This window comes from Sphingomonas aestuarii (genome assembly GCF_054457155.1).
This window is the reverse complement of record NZ_JBTKVV010000001.1, coordinates 299913-316731: the sequence shown is the minus strand read 5'-3', so window position 1 is coordinate 316731 and position 16819 is coordinate 299913. Positions and strand designations below refer to the sequence as shown.

The 16819-nt window shown below is 65.8% G+C and carries 18 protein-coding genes; 12 read left to right on the top strand and 6 right to left on the bottom strand.

From position 1 onward, the window contains the following. Nucleotides 1–88: 88 nt before the first annotated feature. The 9 genes from ACX0GZ_RS01585 (at nt 89) to ACX0GZ_RS01545 (ending at nt 8878) form a co-directional block, all read left to right on the top strand. Nucleotides 89–826, top strand: coding sequence for an isoprenyl transferase (locus tag ACX0GZ_RS01585; RefSeq protein ID WP_458812662.1), 738 nt, complete (start codon nt 89–91; stop codon nt 824–826). Further along, on the top strand, nt 823–1629 hold the full coding sequence (locus ACX0GZ_RS01580) for a phosphatidate cytidylyltransferase (RefSeq protein WP_458812660.1): 807 nt from the start codon (nt 823–825) through the stop codon (nt 1627–1629). The genes ACX0GZ_RS01585 and ACX0GZ_RS01580 overlap by 4 nt, the downstream gene beginning before the upstream one ends. Then, the gene (locus ACX0GZ_RS01575) at nt 1626–2792 is read left to right on the top strand and encodes a 1-deoxy-D-xylulose-5-phosphate reductoisomerase (RefSeq protein WP_458812658.1); all 1167 of its coding nucleotides are present in this window, start codon (nt 1626–1628) and stop codon (nt 2790–2792) included. The genes ACX0GZ_RS01580 and ACX0GZ_RS01575 overlap by 4 nt, the downstream gene beginning before the upstream one ends. 12 nt (nt 2793–2804) lie before the next feature. Beyond that, entirely contained in the window at nt 2805–3938 is a 1134-nt protein-coding gene (locus tag ACX0GZ_RS01570) for a M50 family metallopeptidase (RefSeq protein WP_458812656.1), read from the top strand. A gap of 119 nt (nt 3939–4057) precedes the next feature. Further along, the gene (bamA, locus tag ACX0GZ_RS01565) at nt 4058–6811 is read left to right on the top strand and encodes an outer membrane protein assembly factor BamA (protein ID WP_458812654.1); all 2754 of its coding nucleotides are present in this window, start codon (nt 4058–4060) and stop codon (nt 6809–6811) included. After that, a complete protein-coding gene (locus tag ACX0GZ_RS01560) occupies nt 6811–7464 on the top strand; it encodes an OmpH family outer membrane protein (RefSeq protein ID WP_458812652.1) in 654 nt (217 codons plus the stop codon). Before bamA ends, ACX0GZ_RS01560 begins: the two co-directional genes overlap by 1 nt. Beyond that, nucleotides 7464–7946, top strand: a complete 483-nt coding sequence (fabZ, locus tag ACX0GZ_RS01555) for a 3-hydroxyacyl-ACP dehydratase FabZ (protein WP_458812650.1) — start codon at nt 7464–7466, stop codon at nt 7944–7946. Before ACX0GZ_RS01560 ends, fabZ begins: the two co-directional genes overlap by 1 nt. Nucleotides 7947–8168: 222 nt before the next feature. Further along, the gene (rpmE, locus tag ACX0GZ_RS01550; RefSeq protein WP_458812648.1) at nt 8169–8408 is read left to right on the top strand and encodes a 50S ribosomal protein L31; all 240 of its coding nucleotides are present in this window, start codon (nt 8169–8171) and stop codon (nt 8406–8408) included. A gap of 131 nt (nt 8409–8539) precedes the next feature. Continuing rightward, complete coding sequence (locus ACX0GZ_RS01545; protein ID WP_458812646.1) at nt 8540–8878, top strand: PilZ domain-containing protein; 339 nt, start codon at nt 8540–8542, stop codon at nt 8876–8878. A 167-nt stretch (nt 8879–9045) separates the two neighbouring features. Here ACX0GZ_RS01545 and ACX0GZ_RS01540 read toward each other — a convergent pair whose 3' ends face one another. Together ACX0GZ_RS01540 and ACX0GZ_RS01535 are read right to left on the bottom strand one after the other, a co-directional pair. Beyond that, nucleotides 9046–9948 (bottom strand): hypothetical protein, encoded by a 903-nt coding sequence (locus tag ACX0GZ_RS01540; RefSeq protein ID WP_458812644.1) that lies wholly within the window; start codon nt 9946–9948, stop codon nt 9046–9048. A 328-nt stretch (nt 9949–10276) separates the two neighbouring features. Next, nucleotides 10277–11542, bottom strand: a complete 1266-nt coding sequence (locus tag ACX0GZ_RS01535) for a S8 family serine peptidase (protein ID WP_458812642.1) — start codon at nt 11540–11542, stop codon at nt 10277–10279. 94 nt (nt 11543–11636) lie between these two features. Here ACX0GZ_RS01535 and ACX0GZ_RS01530 point away from each other — a divergent pair, with 94 nt between their 5' ends. Beyond that, nucleotides 11637–12119, top strand: a complete 483-nt coding sequence (locus ACX0GZ_RS01530) for an RNA polymerase sigma factor (RefSeq protein ID WP_458813284.1) — start codon at nt 11637–11639, stop codon at nt 12117–12119. Then, nucleotides 12116–12820, top strand: a complete 705-nt coding sequence (locus tag ACX0GZ_RS01525) for an anti-sigma factor family protein (RefSeq protein WP_458812640.1) — start codon at nt 12116–12118, stop codon at nt 12818–12820. Before ACX0GZ_RS01530 ends, ACX0GZ_RS01525 begins: the two co-directional genes overlap by 4 nt. 16 nt (nt 12821–12836) lie before the next feature. Here the strand turns inward: ACX0GZ_RS01525 and dcd are convergent, their stop codons facing one another. From dcd to ACX0GZ_RS01505, 4 genes are all read right to left on the bottom strand, one after another. Then, nucleotides 12837–13391: a dCTP deaminase gene (gene dcd / locus ACX0GZ_RS01520; protein WP_458812639.1), complete on the bottom strand. Its 555-nt coding sequence runs from the start codon at nt 13389–13391 to the stop codon at nt 12837–12839. Between the two features lie 66 nt (nt 13392–13457). Then, nucleotides 13458–13907, bottom strand: a complete 450-nt coding sequence (locus tag ACX0GZ_RS01515) for a cytidine deaminase (RefSeq protein WP_458812637.1) — start codon at nt 13905–13907, stop codon at nt 13458–13460. Further along, nucleotides 13904–14578, bottom strand: coding sequence for a GH25 family lysozyme (locus ACX0GZ_RS01510; protein ID WP_458812635.1), 675 nt, complete (start codon nt 14576–14578; stop codon nt 13904–13906). Before ACX0GZ_RS01510 ends, ACX0GZ_RS01515 begins: the two co-directional genes overlap by 4 nt. A gap of 4 nt (nt 14579–14582) precedes the next feature. Further along, complete coding sequence (locus tag ACX0GZ_RS01505) at nt 14583–15062, bottom strand: UPF0262 family protein (protein ID WP_458812632.1); 480 nt, start codon at nt 15060–15062, stop codon at nt 14583–14585. 111 nt (nt 15063–15173) lie between these two features. Here ACX0GZ_RS01505 and ACX0GZ_RS01500 point away from each other — a divergent pair, with 111 nt between their 5' ends. Further along, entirely contained in the window at nt 15174–16685 is a 1512-nt protein-coding gene (locus ACX0GZ_RS01500) for a replicative DNA helicase (protein WP_458812629.1), read from the top strand. Nucleotides 16686–16819 lie beyond the last annotated feature (134 nt).

Sequence of the window (16819 nt, the reverse complement as noted above, 5' to 3'; positions counted from 1 at the left end):
TCGGTTCCGTCCGCGCTCACCCTGAGCCTGTCGAGGGGTGTCTCGACGCCCTTCGACAGGCTCAGTGCGAGCGCTGAGGGGCCAGATCATGGCAAGCGAACCTGTGCCTGTCGAAAATGCGGGCGAGACCACCATCCCGCGTCACGTCGCCATCATCATGGACGGCAACGGTCGCTGGGCGAAGGCCCGGCGGTTGCCGCGCATCGCCGGGCACAAGAAGGGCGTCGAGGCAGTTCGCAAGGCGACGCGTGCGGCGCGCGATCTGGGCATCGAGGTCCTGACGCTCTATGCCTTTTCGTCCGAGAACTGGCGGCGGCCCGAGGATGAAGTCGCCGATCTGATGGGGCTGCTGCGGCATTTCCTGTCGTCGGAGGTCAACGACCTGATTGCCGAGAATGTGCGGTTGCGGGTGATCGGCGATTACCGGGTGCTCAAATCCGATATCGTCGCGATGATCGACGACGCGATCGCACGGACCGCGGGCAATACGGGGCCGATTCTGGTGATCGCGCTCAATTACGGTGCCCAGGCCGAACTGGTCGGCGCGGCGCGCGCGCTGGCGGTGAAGGTCGCGAACGGCGCCATGACCGCAGACGCGATCGACGAAGCGGCGATCGAACGCGAACTGGCGACGCGCGACTTGCCGCCGCTCGACCTGATGATCCGCACCTCGGGCGAAGTGCGGCTGTCGAATTTCCTGCTGTGGCAGGCGGCCTATGCGGAGCTGATGTTCATCGACACGCTCTGGCCCGATGTGGATGAGGGTGTGATCCGCGACGCCATTGCCGATTACGGCCGTCGCCAGCGCCGGTTCGGCGGGCTGTGACCGACGCCCCCCCGATTCCCCCGCGCGACGGCCCGAAATCGGCTTCGGACGTTCGGCTGCGGATATTCGCCAGCATCGGCATGATCGCGATCGCGACCGCCGCCCTGTGGTTCGGCGAACTGGCATTCTGGGTGCTGGTGTCGGTGATCGCGCTGTTGATGATGGCGGAGTGGGCCGATCTGCATAAGGTCGATGCCCGGCAGAAGCGGCTGGCGATGTTCGCGATTTCGGTGCCGCTGGCGATCCTGTCGCCGCTTGCCGCCGGGCCGGGATTCTTTGCACTGGGGCTGATCGCAGGCGCGGCATTCTTCATCGTCATCGTCACGCGCCGCACGTCGCTGCTGCGCGGTATCCTCTATGTCGGACTGCCCGCGCTGGCGCTGATCCTGCTGCGCGACCAGCCGAACGGTTTCGTCATCACCTTGTGGGCGATGGGTCTGGTCTGGGCGACCGATATCGGCGCGTTCTTTGCCGGGCGGACGATCGGCGGGCCGAAGCTCGCGCCTGCGCTCAGCCCCAACAAGACCTGGGCCGGGCTGATCGGCGGGGTGGTGCTGGCGACGATTTACAGCGGCGTCATGATGCGCTGGGGCATCCCCACGACGTTCGTTATCGCCACGCCCGCGCTGGCGGTGCTGGCGCAACTGGGTGACCTGTATGAAAGCGGGCTGAAACGCCGCGCGGGCGTCAAGGATTCGGGATCGATCCTGCCGGGGCATGGGGGCGTGCTCGACCGGCTCGACGGGCTGGTGCCGGTCGCGCCCGTCATCGCGTTCCTGATCGCATTGCCGAGGCTGTTGTGAAGCGGATCACCATCCTTGGCGCGACCGGGTCGATCGGCACCTCGACCCTCGACCTGATCCAACGCGATCCCGACGGATTCGAGGTGCTGGCGCTGACCGCCAACAGCGATGTCGATGGGCTGGCCGCGGCGGCCAAGCGCGTCGGGGCGAAGCGCGCGGTCGTGGCCGATGCCAGCCGCCATGACGCGCTGAAAGACGCGCTTGCCGGATCGGGGATCGAAGCTGCCGCCGGGGCGGATGCGGTGTGCGACGCCGCGCGGATGGGGGCGGACTGGACGATGGCGGCGATCGTCGGCTGCGCGGGGCTGAAACCCGTGATGGCCGCGATCGAGAATGGCGGCACGCTGGCGCTTGCCAACAAGGAATCACTGGTGTCCGCTGGCGAGGTGATGACCCGCGCGGTCGAAGCGCACGGAATCACGCTGCTGCCGGTCGATTCGGAACATAATGCGGTGTTCCAATGCCTCGACCGCACCGCGCCGAAGGGCGTCGCGCGGATCATCCTGACCGCGAGTGGCGGGCCGTTTCGGACACGGACGCTCGACGAGATGCGCGGGATCACGCCCGAACAGGCGGTCGCGCATCCCAACTGGTCGATGGGTGCCAAGATCTCGGTCGATTCGGCGACGATGATGAACAAGGGTTTGGAACTGATCGAGGCGTTTCACCTGTTCCCCGTCGCCGCCGATCAGCTCGACATCCTCGTTCACCGCCAGTCGGTGGTGCATTCGATGGTCGAATATATCGACGGATCGGTGCTGGCGCAGATGGGGTCGCCCGATATGCGCACGCCCATCGCCTATGCGCTGGCCTGGCCCGAGCGGATGGCGACGCCGTGCGAGCGGCTGGACCTGGCCAAGGTCGCACGGCTCGATTTCGAGGTGGCGGACCCGGTGCGCTTCCCGGCGATCGGGCTGGCGTGCGAGGCGTTGCGCGCAGGGGGCGCGCGGCCCGCGATCCTGAATGCGGCCAACGAAGTCGCGGTCGCGGCGTTTCTGGCGGGACGCGCGGGCTTCCTCGAAATCGCCGCAATCGTCGCCGATACGCTTGAGCGCTATGATCCGCTGGCGCCCGACAGCCTCGATGCCGTATTGGCGATCGATGCCGAAGCGCGACGAATCGCGGGCGAGCGTGTAAAGGCCTTGCGTTTAGGCCCGGTTTGAGGACGGCTTGGATTGATCGAAAGTCCTGGGTTTCTGCTGACGGTCCTGGCGTTTGCGCTGGTGATCGGTCCGCTCGTGTTCCTTCACGAAATGGGACATTATCTCGCCGGACGCTGGTTCGGGGTGAAGGCGGAGGCGTTTTCGGTCGGATTCGGTCGCGAAATCGCAGGCTTCACCGATCGGCGCGGGACCCGGTGGAAATTCGGCTGGATGCCGCTGGGCGGCTATGTGCGCTTTGCGGGCGACATGAACCCGGCCAGTCAGCCTGATGCACAATGGCTGTCGCTCCCGCCCGAAGAGCGCGCGCAGACCTTCCAAGCCAAGAAGCTATGGCAACGCGCGATCATCGTCGCGGCGGGGCCGATCACCAATTTCCTGCTCGCCATCCTGATCCTGGGTGGGTTTGCGGTCGTCTATGGCGAAAGCCGCACCCCGCCGCTGGTCGAGAGCGTGGTCGCGGGCGGCGCTGCGGCGGGCGCGGGATTGCAGCCCGGCGACCGCATCGTCGCGATGGGCGGCACCCGGATCGATACGTTCGACGACATCCGCAATTATGCCCAGATCCGCCCCAATGAGCGGGTGCGCGTCACCTATGACCGTGCAGGGGCAATCCAGACCGCCGACCTGACGATCGCCACTCAGCGAGAAGTCGACCGCTTCGGCAACGAATACCGCACTGGCCTCGTCGGGATCGGCAATGCGTCGGCGGTGTTCGAGCCCGTCAGCCTGTTTCGCGCACCGGTCGTCGGGGTCGAGCGCACGGTCGATATCGTCAAGATGATGGTCGCGACGATCGGCCAGATCGTCACCGGGCGGCGTCCGCTCGATGAATTGGGTGGCCCCTTGCGGATCGCCAAAGTGTCGGGCGAGACGATGACGTTGGGCTGGCCCGCCTTTATCACGCTGATCGCGCTCGTCTCGATTAATTTGGGGTTCATCAACCTGTTGCCAGTTCCGATGCTGGATGGCGGACATTTGTTTTTCTATGCGATCGAAGCGGTGCGGCGGAAGCCGGTCGACCCCAAGGTGCTCGACTGGGCATTTCGCGGTGGGCTGGCGGCGTTGCTTGCGCTGATGCTGCTCGTCACGGTCAACGATCTCGGCGCGTTCGGGCTGTGGAGCAATCTGGCCGGGTTGATCGGCTGACGCGGTTGGGGCAGGGGCGTACGGCCCTTTGGCACCAGTATTTGATTTTTCCTCGATTGGGGTGGGATGTGACGGCGAACAAGCTTTCCAAGATCGGCTCGAAGGCAGCCGTGGCGCTGATGGCGACCACTGTGCTGGCGGGCGTTGCCCATGCCCAGGGCGCGCCTGCTCCGGCGCAACAGCCGCCCGCGCAGCCGCCAGCGGCGCCCGCAGCGCAAGCCGCGCCGCAACCGATCGTGCCGGTCATTGCGCCTCAGGCCGAACGCACGATCAAATCGATCCGTGTCGCGGGCAACCAGCGGATCGAGGCGGAAACGATCATCGCCTATACCCAGCTGCGCGCGGGTGGCACCTATACCAACGCGACGATCGACCAGGCGCTGCGCGACTTGCTTGCCAGCGATTTTCTGGCGGACGTGCAGATCGAGGGCGTCGAGACCGGCGACATCATCATTCGGGTAACCGAAAACCCGGTCATCAATCGGGTGATCTTCGAAGGCAATCGCCGGCTCAAGACCGACAAGATCCAGCCCGAGGTCAAACTCGCCCCGCGCCAGATTTTCACGCGCACCGCGGTTCGCGCCGACGTTGCGCGCATCGTCGAGCTGTATCGCCGCCAGGGGCGCTTTGCCGCCGTGGTCAACCCGCAGATGGTCACGCTCGACCAGAACCGGGTCGATGTGGTGTTCGAAATCAGCGAAGGCCCGAAGTCGAGCGTTCGCCAGATCAACATCATCGGCAACGAGCAGTTTTCCGACGATGACCTGCGCAGCGAAATGGCGACCAAACAGTCGCGCTGGTTCCGCATCCTGTCGTCGAACACGACCTATGACCAGGATCGTCTGGCCTACGACCAGCAGTTGCTGCGTCAATTCTATCTGACCCAGGGCTATGCCGATTTCCGCGTCGTGTCCGCCGTCGCCGAACTGACGCCCGACCGCGAAGACTTCATTATCACCTATGTGGTGGAAGAAGGGCAGCGCTACAAATTCGGGCCCGTCACGGTCGATTCGGGCATTCGCGATTTCAACAACGAGCAGCTGGCCGCCAGCCTGCCGTTCAAGGAAGGCGACTGGTACAACGCCAAGATGGTCGAGGATTCGATCGAATCGCTCAGCCAGACGGCGGGGCTGTTCGGCTATGCCTTTGCCGATGTGAGCCCCCAATTCCGTCGCAGCCGCGAAGACCTGTCGATGTCGATCGACTTCGTCATCTCCGAGGCGCAGCGCAGCTATGTCGAGCGGATCAACATCACCGGCAACACCCAGACCCAGGACAAGGTCATCCGCCGCGAAATGCGCGTGGCCGAAGGGGACGCGTTCAACACGCTGCTGGTGCGCCGTTCGCAGGACCGCATCAATTCGCTCGGTTATTTCGGCGAGAAGTTCGAGATCGAACAGGTTCAGGGCTCCGCTCCCGACCGCGTCATCCTGAACGCCAATGTCGAGGAACGCGCGACCGGCGAACTGTCTTTGTCGGCGGGCTTCTCCAGCCTCGAACGCTTCCTGGTGCAGGCGGCGATCCGCCAGCGCAACTTCCGCGGCAAGGGTCAGGACCTGCGCGCGCAGGTCGATTATTCGACCTTCAGCAAGTCGATCGAACTGGGCTTTACCGAGCCGTATCTGTTCAACCAAAACGTCGCGCTGGGTGCGACGATCTTCCGCCGCGACTATAACTCGTTCCGCTTCGGCCTGAACAACGAACGCAACACGACTTACGAACAGGTGTCGACCGGTGGTCAGGTCGTCGCCGCCGTGCCGCTGACCGAATATTGGTCGCTGTCGGGCCGCTACAGCCTGACGCAGGACGACGTGTCGCTGGATGAAAACCAGTTCTTCACCAACGGCGTCTGCGACCCGCTCAAGGCCGGTCGCTATCTGTGCGATTCGATCGGCAACCGCCTGACGTCGCTGGTGGGCCTGACGCTCAACTACAGCACGCTCAACAGCAACCTGCGTCCGACGCGCGGCGAGCGTCTGCAACTCGGCGTCGATTTTGCCGGGCTTGGCGGCGATGTCCGCTATGTTCGGGCGCGCGGCGATGCGCGCAAGTTCTGGAGCGTGGGCAGCGGCTTCATCCTCTCGGCCCAGGCCGAGGGTGGCTATATCCACTCGCTGGAGGCCGATCGCGGCGAGGGGATCGACAGCGTCCGCATCACCGACCGCTTCTTCCTCGGTGAACCGCAATTCCGCGGCTTCGACATTCGCGGGGTCGGCCCGCGCGTGCAGCGGCTGACCTACACCGGCACGGTGGCAGAGGGCAATCAGGCGGTCATCACCGAACGCGACCAGATCGTCGACGACCCGTTGGGCGGCAAGGCCTATTATCTCGGCAAGCTCGAACTCGAAATCCCGCTGGGCGAAGGCGCGCGTGAACTCGGCCTGCGCCCCTCGATCTTCATTCAGGCAGGCGCGCTGTTCGGGCTGAAGGCGCCGCTGATCAACCGGACATTCCCGATTGCGGGCACCGACGCGAACGGACAACCGCTGCGCAACGCCGATGGGTCTCTGTCGCTGCTGCCGTTGCAGACCCCCGAATTGCTGGCGGACGGGACGCCGGTGTTCCTCAACACGTTCGTCCCTGAAGGACAGACGGATCCGGCCACGCGCCGCACCACCTGCGCGGTCGGCTTCGCCGCCAATATCGGCGATCCCTGTGTGGGGACGGAAACGAACGCTCCGTCGATCCTGTCGACGCCGCCCTTCTTCGAACGATTCCTGGGCAATTCGGCCAAGCCGCGTCTTTCGGTCGGCGTCGGCGTCAACTGGAACTCGCCGTTCGGCCCGCTTCGCATCGACCTGGCGCGCGCACTGCTGCGCGAAGAGGGCGACGATACCAAGCTCTTCACTTTCAACGTAGGAACCGCATTCTGATGACCATTTTCAAATCGCTTATGCTGGCGGCTGTCGCCGCTACCCCGATCGTCGCTGCGACTGCCGTTCCGGCGAGCGCACAGGTGGCCGGCGTCGCCGTCGCCGATCCCGAAGCCGCGATCCAGAACAGCAACGCGTGGAAGACCGCGATTTCGCAGATCCAGACCACGCACAAGGCGGCACTCGATCAGGCCAACGCACGCGCACAGGCGGTTCAGGCCGAACTGAACCCGCTCGTTCAGCAGCTCCAGACCGCCAGCCAGCAGCCGAACGCCAACCAGCAGCAGCTCCAGACTCAGGCGGCTGCCATCCAGCAGAAGGAACAGGCAGCCCAGGCCGAAATCGCACGGCTGACCCAGCCTGCACAGCTCGCGCGCGCCTATGCGTTCGAACAGATCAACCGCCAGCTCGGCCCGGCGTCGCAGGCGGTGATCACCTCGCGCAAGCTCCAGCTTCTGTTGCGTCCCGAAGCATTGCTCTACGCAGGTCAGGCGACCGACGTGACCGCGGCGATCACCACCGAGCTGAACCGTCTGGTCCCCAGCGTCACCACCACGCCGCCCGCAGGCTGGCAGCCCGGCCAGCAGCAGGCTGGCGCAGCGCCCGCCGCTGCTCCTGCCGCGACGCCGACCCCGGCACCGACGGGCCGTTAATGACGGACGCCAGCGACACGGGGGCGGCCAATATCGGCCCGTTCGACATCGGACGCGTCATGGCGGCGCTCCCGCATCGTTACCCGATGCTGCTGGTCGACCGGGTCGAGGAACTGATCCCCGACCGGTCGATCCGCGCCATCAAGGCCGTGACGATCAACGAGCAGTTCTTCCAGGGGCATTTCCCCGGTCGCCCGATCATGCCGGGCGTGCTGATCGTCGAGGCGCTGGCGCAGGCCGCGGGCGTGCTCGCGGTCGAAAGCCTGGACCTGGCGGGCAGCGGCAAGCTCGTCTATTTCATGTCGATCGACGGGGTGAAGTTCAGAAAGCCCGTCGAACCCGGCGTGTTGCTGAGCCTTGAGGTCGAATTCGTCCAGAAACGCGCGCGCGTCTGCAAGTTTGCCGGCAAGGCGAAGATCGACGGCGAACTGGCGGCGGAATGCGAATTCACCGCGATGATCGCCGATCCGCCGAGCGCCTGACCGAAATTTACGTCGGTTCCGCGCAGGCGGTAGCCCATCTCCCGGACGTGCCATGATCTCGACTGTCGAGGGATTGGATAGAGCAGGAGATGGGCCCCCGCCTTCGCGGGGGTGACGAACATGGGTGGTGCTGCGAATCTTGCACCGCCCCCCGCGCTCTGCTAGGCGCGCGCCTTCCCGATTCCAGGCTGGTCGGAACCAGCCGCGCAAGGAGCATAGACCGTGAAAGCCGATACCCACCCCGATTACCACATGATCAAGGTCCAGATGACCGACGGCACCGTGTACGAAACCCGCTCCACCTGGGGCAAGGAAGGCGACACGATGACGCTGGAAATCGATCCGCTGGCGCATCCGGCATGGACCGGCGGCAACCAGCGCCTGCTCGACGCAGGGGGTCAGGTCGCCCGCTTCAACAAGCGTTTCGGTGGCGGCATTTCGCTTCGCAAGAAGGAAGGCTGAGGGCTTTCTTTCGAGAATGCGCCGGCGCGCATTCCGGAACCGTTTTTGAAGATGCCCGCTTCGGCATCTGTAAGCTACACAGCGTTAACGCGCTGTTAGGCATCGAATCGTAGGCTGCGCGTATGAATTACGTGCAGCCTCGTTCGTTTTCGGCTCCGTCCTTTTCGGCAGAGTTCGAACCTGCCATCCCCGCGACGCATCGCAAATCGCGGCGCGCGCCGGTGTCGTTCGATGCGCGCGTGGGGCGTGGCGGGCTGGACCGCGCCTTGTGCCGCGTGACCGACCTGTCGCTGCATGGCGCGCGGCTGATTACCTATTCACCGCTGAAGCGCGGTCAGGAAATCTGGCTGACGCTGCCCGAAGTCGGCCCGCGTATCGCCCGCGTGATGCGCGTCGACGAGTTCGAGGCCGGGGTGGAGTTCGAAACCCCGATCACTGAGGATGATTTCGACAATCTGGTCGAGCGTTAAGGGGCGCTTTGCACCCTATCCCGTTCGGTTTGAACGAAACCTACAAGATTAAGGTGGGGGAGCGGGTGCATCACAATCCCGTTCCTGTACTGCTCCCAACGAGCGAGGGGCGCCCGACCATCGGTCGAACGCCCCTCTGAGACGCAGCGGGACAGGGGGTATGGACGTTACTCGCCCGCCGCGTCTTTCACGTCGCCGCGGCCCATTGCCGACACCAGCACGTCGCCGTCGGCGCTGAAATTGCTGGCGGGAAGGGTGGCGACGCGCCGTCCGACCGCGACGCGAACCGATTCGACCTGTCCCTGTGCGTTGCGCTGGACATCCTGGACGCGCCCGACCAGACGGCCACGGGCATCCTCGATGCGGGCGCCGGGATCGAGCGCGGGGAGCGCTGCGCCGTCTAGCGACACCATGCCCGATCCCGAACCACCTGCCGAACCGGAGGCATTGCCGCCGCCGATCGAACCGCTGGCCGATCCGTTGCCTTCGCCGCTTGCGGTCGCCGATCCGGCGGCTCCGCGCGCGGTGTCGACGGCATTGCCTGCCGTATCGCGGACGCGGCCCACGGCGTTGCCCGCGCGGTCGCGGGTGTTATCGATCGCGCCGCGTGCCTGTTCGCGGACCCGGCCGGTGGTGTCGCGCACCGCGTCGGTGCCGATCAGTTGCGCGTCGACATTGCCCGATGCGCTGCCCGATCCTTGCGCATTGCCCGATCCCGAAAGCGGCACGCCCAGTACGTTAGTTTCGTTGGCGATGCCGCCTGCTGCGCTGCCATTGGCGTCACCGCCTGCGCTGACCCGACCGCGACGGCGATCGACATTGCGTTCGGTGCGGACATCGCCGCGCAGGTCGCGGTCGATCCGGCTGGTGCTGCGCGTCATGTCGCGCACGCGGTCGAGGCTGGAGCCGAGCGGGCTGCCGAGCGACGATCCGCCGATGCTGCCGCCCCCAAGAGTGCCACCCAGTCCGCCGGTCAATCCACCGCCGCCGCTGCCGCCGAGCAGCTGCGCCGAAGCCGGGGTCGCCGCGATCATCGCCAAGGTGGCGCTCGCCAGGAATAGAGCCTTCATCTCACTTCTCCTCTTCGTGTCGCACGCCGGTTGCAGCGTGCTTCGGATGGGGAACGGATGCGGGTTCTGGTTTAATCCATGATTTTTTGGGGGAGGAGGAAGCGGGTTCATGCAAATGCGCCAAGGCGCGAAGAAAAAGGAATAAGGGGCCCACGCGGAGGCGCGGAGACGCGGAGGTGCTTGCCGCGAAGCGGCTGGCATTCACCCCGGATCATGAAAGTTCGTCTAGTTTGAAAGACGCTACGCGGCAGCAGAATATGACATCCTCCGCGTCTCCGCGTGAACCAATCTCTTTGTGCCTTTGCGCCTTCGTGTGAACGAATTTCCGTCAGCGCACCGCCGTCCGACAGTCCCCGCAGACGATCCCCCGACCCGTGCCACGCGGCCCGCGCTTCGCTTCGTCATCGACCGCCGCGATCGCCTTGTCATTTCCGCCTGCCATGTGCGCCGAAAGTCGTGCCGCGACGAACGGCGCGGCGAAGGAGGTGCCGCGTACGGATCGCGTGCGGCCGTTGGCGCCCAGCGCCAGCATGTCGGCGCCCGGTGCCGCATAATGGAGGTGCCGCGCGCGCCCCGCTTCGATCAGCGGTCGCCCGCGTCCATCGACGCCGGTTACTGCAATCGCCTGCGGATAGGAGGCCGGATAGGCGGGCGGGGCGGCGGGGCCGTCATTGCCGACTGCCGCGACGACCAGCGTCCCGCGTTGCCGCGCCGCCGCGACCACGCGCGCGAGCAGCGGGTTGGAGGGGCCGACGAGGCTGACGACGACGACCGGAACGCGCTCGCGCGTCATCCATGCCAATGCCTTGGCGATCGCGGTGGCGTTGCCGCCTGCCGGATCGGTCCCATAGACATCGGCGACATAGAGCGATGACTCGCCCGCGCTTGCGCGAATCCCGCCGCCGCCGGTCAGCAGCGATGCGATGGCCGCGGCGTGATCGTGCGGGCGCGGGCCGCCGGTCGCAAAACCCTGTTGCTGCGCCAGCCCCGCCGTCCCGCGCGGCACGCCGCCGTCGATGATGCCAATGCGGCCGCGTGCCCGCTGAGCGGCGGGCGCGCCGGTCGCCACCGCTTCGTCGCCCAGGGTGCCGCTGGCGAAATGCAGCGGATCGGCGCTGACGTCGCGTCCTCCCGATACGCGGCGCATCCGCGACAGCGCGCGTCCGATCGACATGCCCTGCGGTGCCGAAAATCGCGCATAGCCAATGCTGAGCCCATCCAGATCGACCGTCTCGATCAGCCGGAACCCGCGTGCTTCCGCCGCGCGGATGACCGCGGCGTCGGCGTCGAGCACGGTGACCTCACCCGCGCGCACCGCATTGCCGTCGGGATCGATCGCGATTCGCTCGGGATATTGCCGCGCCAGATCGCGCGTCCGTCGCAGCTGGTCGCGGGCAAGTGCGCGAACGTCATCGACCGTGCGATCGAGTGGCTGGAGCGTATCGCGCACCCCGCCCAGCGTCCGGTCGATCGTGCCGGGCAACGACGGCACCAGCTGCGCGCGTGCCGCCACGGGGGCCACCAAAGCGGCCAGCAATCCGAGCAAGCCGATCGCAAGGCGGGCAAGAAGGTGGCGCGAACGGGCGGCGGTCATCTGCCGGTTTCTATACAGGCGATTTTTTTCTGTCATGCTGGATGAAACGGGCGGCGGCACCCGTTTCATCCATCACAAGGGAGCGAACGACGTTTTGCGTTTCGAGGACGAATTGCTGGGCCATGTGCCGCGCCTGCGCCGGTTCGCGCATGCGCTTGCCCGGCATTCGGCGGACGCGGACGATCTGCTCCAGGCGTCGGTCGAGCGCGCACTGCTGCGCCGCGACCAGTGGCAGCCGGGAACCCGGCTCGACAGTTGGATGTATCGGCTTATGCGAAATCTGTGGATCGACACAGTCAGGAGCGAACAGCGACGCGGCGAAACCTTCGTCGCGCCCGACGAAGGCGAGCGCATCGGCATGGCGGGCGAGCAGGAGGCCGCGGTCGAACTCGGCAATGTCGGGCGCGCGATGCAGGCGCTGCCGCCCGAACAGCGCGAAGCGGTCGCGCTCGTGGTGATTGAGGGGTTCGCCTATAAGGAAGCCGCCGAAATCCTCGACGTGCCGATCGGCACGCTGACGTCGCGGCTGGTGCGCGGGCGCGAGGCGCTGATGGCGAAACTGGGAGAAGCGGCATGACTGGCACGTCCGAAATACGGCCCGAAACGCTGATGGCCTTTGCCGATGGCGAGCTGGGACCGATCGAGGCGAAGCGCGTCGAACGCGCGGTGGCGGCGGATCCGACGCTGGCGGCGGTGGTCGAGCGACACTGGGCGTTTGGCGCGCGTTTGCGCGGGGCGTACGCGCCGATCGCCGATGCAGGCGTGCCGTCGGAAGTCGAGACGCTGTTGCGCAATGCCGCTCAGGTCACGCCGCTTGCACCGCGTCGTGTGTCGGTGAGCCCCAAATGGCTGGGCGCGATCGCCGCCAGTCTGGTGATCGGTCTGGTCGTCGGTCAGACCCTGCCACGCATGGCGAGCGAAAGCGGGATCGCGATGGATGCGGGGCAGATGATCGCGCGCGGCGACGTGGCGCGCGCGCTCGACACGCAACTGGCCTCGACCCAAGCCGCCGATGCGCCGGTGCGGGTCGGGGTGACGTTCCGCGCTGTGGGCGGCGATCTGTGCCGGACCTTCGAGCACGGCGCGGTCGGCGGCATCGCCTGTTCGGACGGTGGGGACTGGCGTATGGCGCGGCTGTACGGCGGGGGCGAGGCACAATCGACCGAGTTCCGCCAGGCCGGATCGGCAGGTGCCGCGATGATGGCGGATGCTCAGGCGATGATGGTGGGCGAGCCGCTGGACGCGGCCGGGGAAGCGGCGGCGCTCGCCGTGCGGTAACCAGGCGCTCCTCAGGTCAAAGCCGAGGCAAGGTGACCCCGCGCTGGCCCATATATTTGCCCGCGCGGTCGGCGTAGCTCGTCTCGCAAGGCTGGTCGCCCTTTAGGAACAGGAACTGGCACGCGCCTTCGTTGGCGTAGATCTTGGCCGGAAGCGGCGTGGTGTTCGAAAATTCGAGCGTGACATGCCCTTCCCATTCGGGCTCAAGCGGGGTCACGTTGACGATGATCCCGCACCGGGCATAGGTCGATTTGCCCAGACAGATCGTCAGCACGTCGCGCGGGATGCGGAAATATTCGACCGTGCGGGCGAGCGCGAAGCTGTTGGGCGGGATGATGCATACGTCCGTCTTCCGATCGACAAAACTGTTCGCGGCGAAATCCTTGGGGTCCACCACCGCCGAATCGACATTGGTGAAAATCTTGAACTCGTCCGCCACGCGCGCGTCATAGCCGTAGGACGACAGGCCGTAGCTGATGCAGCCCTCACGACGCTGCCCCTCGACGAACGGCTCGATCATATTCTGATTGAGCGCGGCGTCGCGAATCCAGATGTCGGACAGGATGGCCATGATTCCCCCTTGTTTGGTCAGCGACAGCTTTCGCGGGGAATGGCCGCGGCGGCAAGGGGGATGACGCTATAGCCCCAGATCGGCTGGGCCGAAGGCATGGGGTAGCAGGTCGGAGAGCCGGTGCGTTTCGACCCTGTCGCCCTCCGCGCCGCCGCAATGGACGGTCAGGTCGCGGCGGCCCATCTGGGCGGCTTCGTTCAGCACCTGGCGACAACGGCCGCAGGGGCGTACGGGCGTGTCGCCTTGTGCCACGCCATCCGCCATCATGCCGCCGATGACCCCGATCGCGACCACGTCGCGCAAGCGCCCCGCCGCCGACAGGCTGGCGATCGCGACCGTCTCCGCGCAGAGCGACAGGCCATAGCTCGCATTCTCGAAATTCGCGCCCGTAACGATCGTCCCGTCGGTCAGCAGCACCGCCGCGCCGACCGCGAAATTGGAATAAGGCGCGTGCGCGTTGCGGGCGGCTTCGCGGGCGCGGTCGATGAGCAGGCGGGCTTGGTCGGGATCGGTCATTGCGCGACGGCATTCCAGTTGAGCGGGCCGTCGACACCGTCGATACGCCGCAGAGTGGATGCGCGCCATAATGTCCAGGCGCGCGGAAGATAGTCGGGTTCCAGCCAGGTCGATGACGCGCGGATCGGTCGCGCGATGCCCTCGCTTAGCGCGTAATGATCCTCGAACGCGCTCGACGGGGCGATCAGCATCGGCTTGCCCAGATGCGCTTCGGCCGCGCTCAGGAACGCGGCGACGCCATCGAGAAGCGTCTCACGATCCGGGCGCGCGGCGCATGTCGCGTCGAAATCGAACTCGACGATGGCGGGCAGCTGGTCGGTGGTGCGCGGCACGGTCGCGATGAAATTGGTCGCCTGCCCGCGCGGATGATCGCACAGCGCATAGCGGTGGATCGCACCGCGCCGCAGCCGCGCCATATAGGCGCCGTCCCAATTGGCCTGAAACGCCGCGTCGCGTTTCTTCGCACCGCTGGTCGCAGCGATATAGGCAAAGGTCGCGCCGCCCGCGCGCACCGCATCCCATGCGACCGCGCCGTTCGTCGCCGACACATCGACCCCCTGCACCGGAAAGCGGGTGCGATCGGGCTCCCATCCGCTGGCATAGGTCCAGCCCGCCGTAGCGATCAGCGCGCAGGCGATGGCGACAAGTGCAATGACGTGCCAGATCCTCATGCCGTCAGCCCTTGATATGCAGCACGCAGATCAGCGTGAACAGCCGCCGTGCGGTGTCGAAATCGATCTCCACCTTGCCCTCCAGCCGCTCCTTGAGCAGTTCGGCGGCCTGGTTGTGGATGCCGCGCCGGGCCATGTCGATCGTCTCGATCTGTTGCGGTGTGGCCGACCGGATCGCCTGATAGTAACTGTCGCAGATCGCGAAATAATCGCGGATCGGACGCCTCAGCCTGGCAAGCCCCAGTACCAGCGTTTCGAGATGTACGTCGCCTTCGTTGGCGATGTCGATCGCGAGCCGCCCTTCCTCTACCCGCAATTTGACGCGGTACGGACCGGGATCGGCGGCGGCGAGCCGTTGGGGCTCGAAATAATTGTCCTCGACCAGGTCGTAAATGGCGATGCGCCGTTCCTGTTCGATGTCCGCCGATCGCCACAGGATCGTGCGTTCGTCGAGCGCGACGTCGATGATGCGGGGATCGGACATTTCGGCGCCTGCGATGCGGCTTTCGGTCGCCAAATGCAACCGGGCGCGCCGTGCCCGTAATCCACAGCATCGCACCTTGCCGGAATCGGTCGGCTCTGGGACAAGGCCGTGATGGCCACCCAGATCAATTTCTCGCCGCCTGTCGAGGGCGAAGTCCGCCTGCCCCAGAATATCGAGGCGGAGGCCGCGCTGCTGGGCGCGATGATGATCGACAACCGGCTCGCCGACGACATGCTTGAACGGCTGGAGCCCGATCATTTCTACGAACCGGTGCATGGCCGCATTTTCGAGAAGATCCGCATCCTGCGCGCGCAGGACATGCTCGCAAACCCGGTGACGCTGCGTCCGATGTTCGTCGAGGATGCGGGGATGAAGGAGCTGGGCGGTCCCGCCTATCTCGCGCAGTTGACCGGATCGGGCGCGGGTCTGATCGGGGCGAAGCAGTTCGCGCAGCAGATCTACGACCTCGCCATGCTCCGCTCGTTGGTCACGGTCGGCCGAACGCTGGTCGAACGCGCGACCGACACGAGTGAGGCGATCGACCCGCGCAAGCAGATCGAGATTGCCGAGGAAGAATTGTTTCGCGTCGCCGCCGACGGCGACAGCGAAAACGCGGTCAAATCCTTTGGCGAAGCCACGACGCTGGCGATCCAGATGGCCGACCGCGCGCTCAATTCGGGCGGACATTTGTCGGGGATCACCACGGGACTCGATTCGGTCAACGCCAAGATCGGCGGGCTTCACCGGTCCGATTTGCTGATCCTCGCCGGGCGTCCCGGCATGGGCAAGACGTCGCTGGCGACCAACATCGCGTTCAACGCCGCGCGGCGCTGGATGGATGACATGAACGCGGGGATCGCGCCCGAAAAGTCGGTGGGCGCGAAGGTCGCGTTCTTCAGCCTCGAAATGTCCGCGGATCAGCTCGCGACGCGTATCCTGGCCGAACAGTCACGGATCAGTTCCGAAGCGCTCCGCATGGGCAAGATCAGCAAGCAGGAGTTTCGCCAGTTGGCGGAGGCCGCGTCGGACCTCCAGAATTTGCCGCTCTATATCGACGACACGGCGGGGCTTTCGATCAGCGCGCTGCACACGCGCGTGCGTCGCTTGCAGCGGCGGCTTGGAAACCAGCTGGGCTTCGTCGTCGTCGATTACCTGCAATTGCTGTCAGGGTCGGCCAAATCGTCGGGCGACGGCCGCGTTCAGGAAATTTCCGAAATCTCGCGCGGGTTGAAGACATTGGCAAAGGATATGAACGTCCCCGTGCTGGCGCTGTCGCAGCTGAGCCGCGCGGTCGAACAGCGTGAGGACAAGCGCCCGCAGCTCTCCGACCTTCGCGAATCGGGGTCGATCGAGCAGGACGCCGACATGGTGCTGTTCGTGTATCGCGAGGATTATTACATCGCCGCCAAGGAGCCAAAGCGCGCGACAGAAGGCGACGACGCCAAGGTGTTCGAAGACCACGCCAAATGGGCGATGGAAATGGAGCGGGTGTTCGGACTCGCCGAACTGATCGTCGCCAAACAGCGCCACGGCGCTACGGGCAAGGTGACGCTGCGCTTCGAGCCGGAAATCACGCGGTTCAGCGATTATGTCGGGGATTATCAGAGCCCGAGTTACGAATAATCCTCCCCGGCACGGGGAGGGGGACCGCCGCGAAGCGGTGGTGGAGGGGGCTGGCCGCGAGCCGTTGCGCTTCGTGGCGCTCCCCCTCCGTCAGCGCTGCGCGCTGCCACCTCCCCGCCCGGGGGGATCGGCAA

Coding starts and splice junctions, on each gene's coding strand:
- ACX0GZ_RS01540 (WP_458812644.1), bottom strand. CDS start 9,948: ATGAAGGCTCTATTCCTGGCGAGCGCCACCTTGGCGATGATCGCGGCG.
- ACX0GZ_RS01560 (WP_458812652.1), top strand. CDS start 6,811: ATGACCATTTTCAAATCGCTTATGCTGGCGGCTGTCGCCGCTACCCCG.
- ACX0GZ_RS01525 (WP_458812640.1), top strand. CDS start 12,116: ATGACTGGCACGTCCGAAATACGGCCCGAAACGCTGATGGCCTTTGCC.
- fabZ (WP_458812650.1), top strand. CDS start 7,464: ATGACGGACGCCAGCGACACGGGGGCGGCCAATATCGGCCCGTTCGAC.
- ACX0GZ_RS01510 (WP_458812635.1), bottom strand. CDS start 14,578: ATGAGGATCTGGCACGTCATTGCACTTGTCGCCATCGCCTGCGCGCTG.
- ACX0GZ_RS01500 (WP_458812629.1), top strand. CDS start 15,174: ATGGCCACCCAGATCAATTTCTCGCCGCCTGTCGAGGGCGAAGTCCGC.
- bamA (WP_458812654.1), top strand. CDS start 4,058: ATGGCGACCACTGTGCTGGCGGGCGTTGCCCATGCCCAGGGCGCGCCT.
- ACX0GZ_RS01505 (WP_458812632.1), bottom strand. CDS start 15,062: ATGTCCGATCCCCGCATCATCGACGTCGCGCTCGACGAACGCACGATC.
- ACX0GZ_RS01585 (WP_458812662.1), top strand. CDS start 89: ATGGCAAGCGAACCTGTGCCTGTCGAAAATGCGGGCGAGACCACCATC.
- dcd (WP_458812639.1), bottom strand. CDS start 13,391: ATGGCCATCCTGTCCGACATCTGGATTCGCGACGCCGCGCTCAATCAG.
- ACX0GZ_RS01515 (WP_458812637.1), bottom strand. CDS start 13,907: ATGACCGATCCCGACCAAGCCCGCCTGCTCATCGACCGCGCCCGCGAA.
- ACX0GZ_RS01535 (WP_458812642.1), bottom strand. CDS start 11,542: ATGACCGCCGCCCGTTCGCGCCACCTTCTTGCCCGCCTTGCGATCGGC.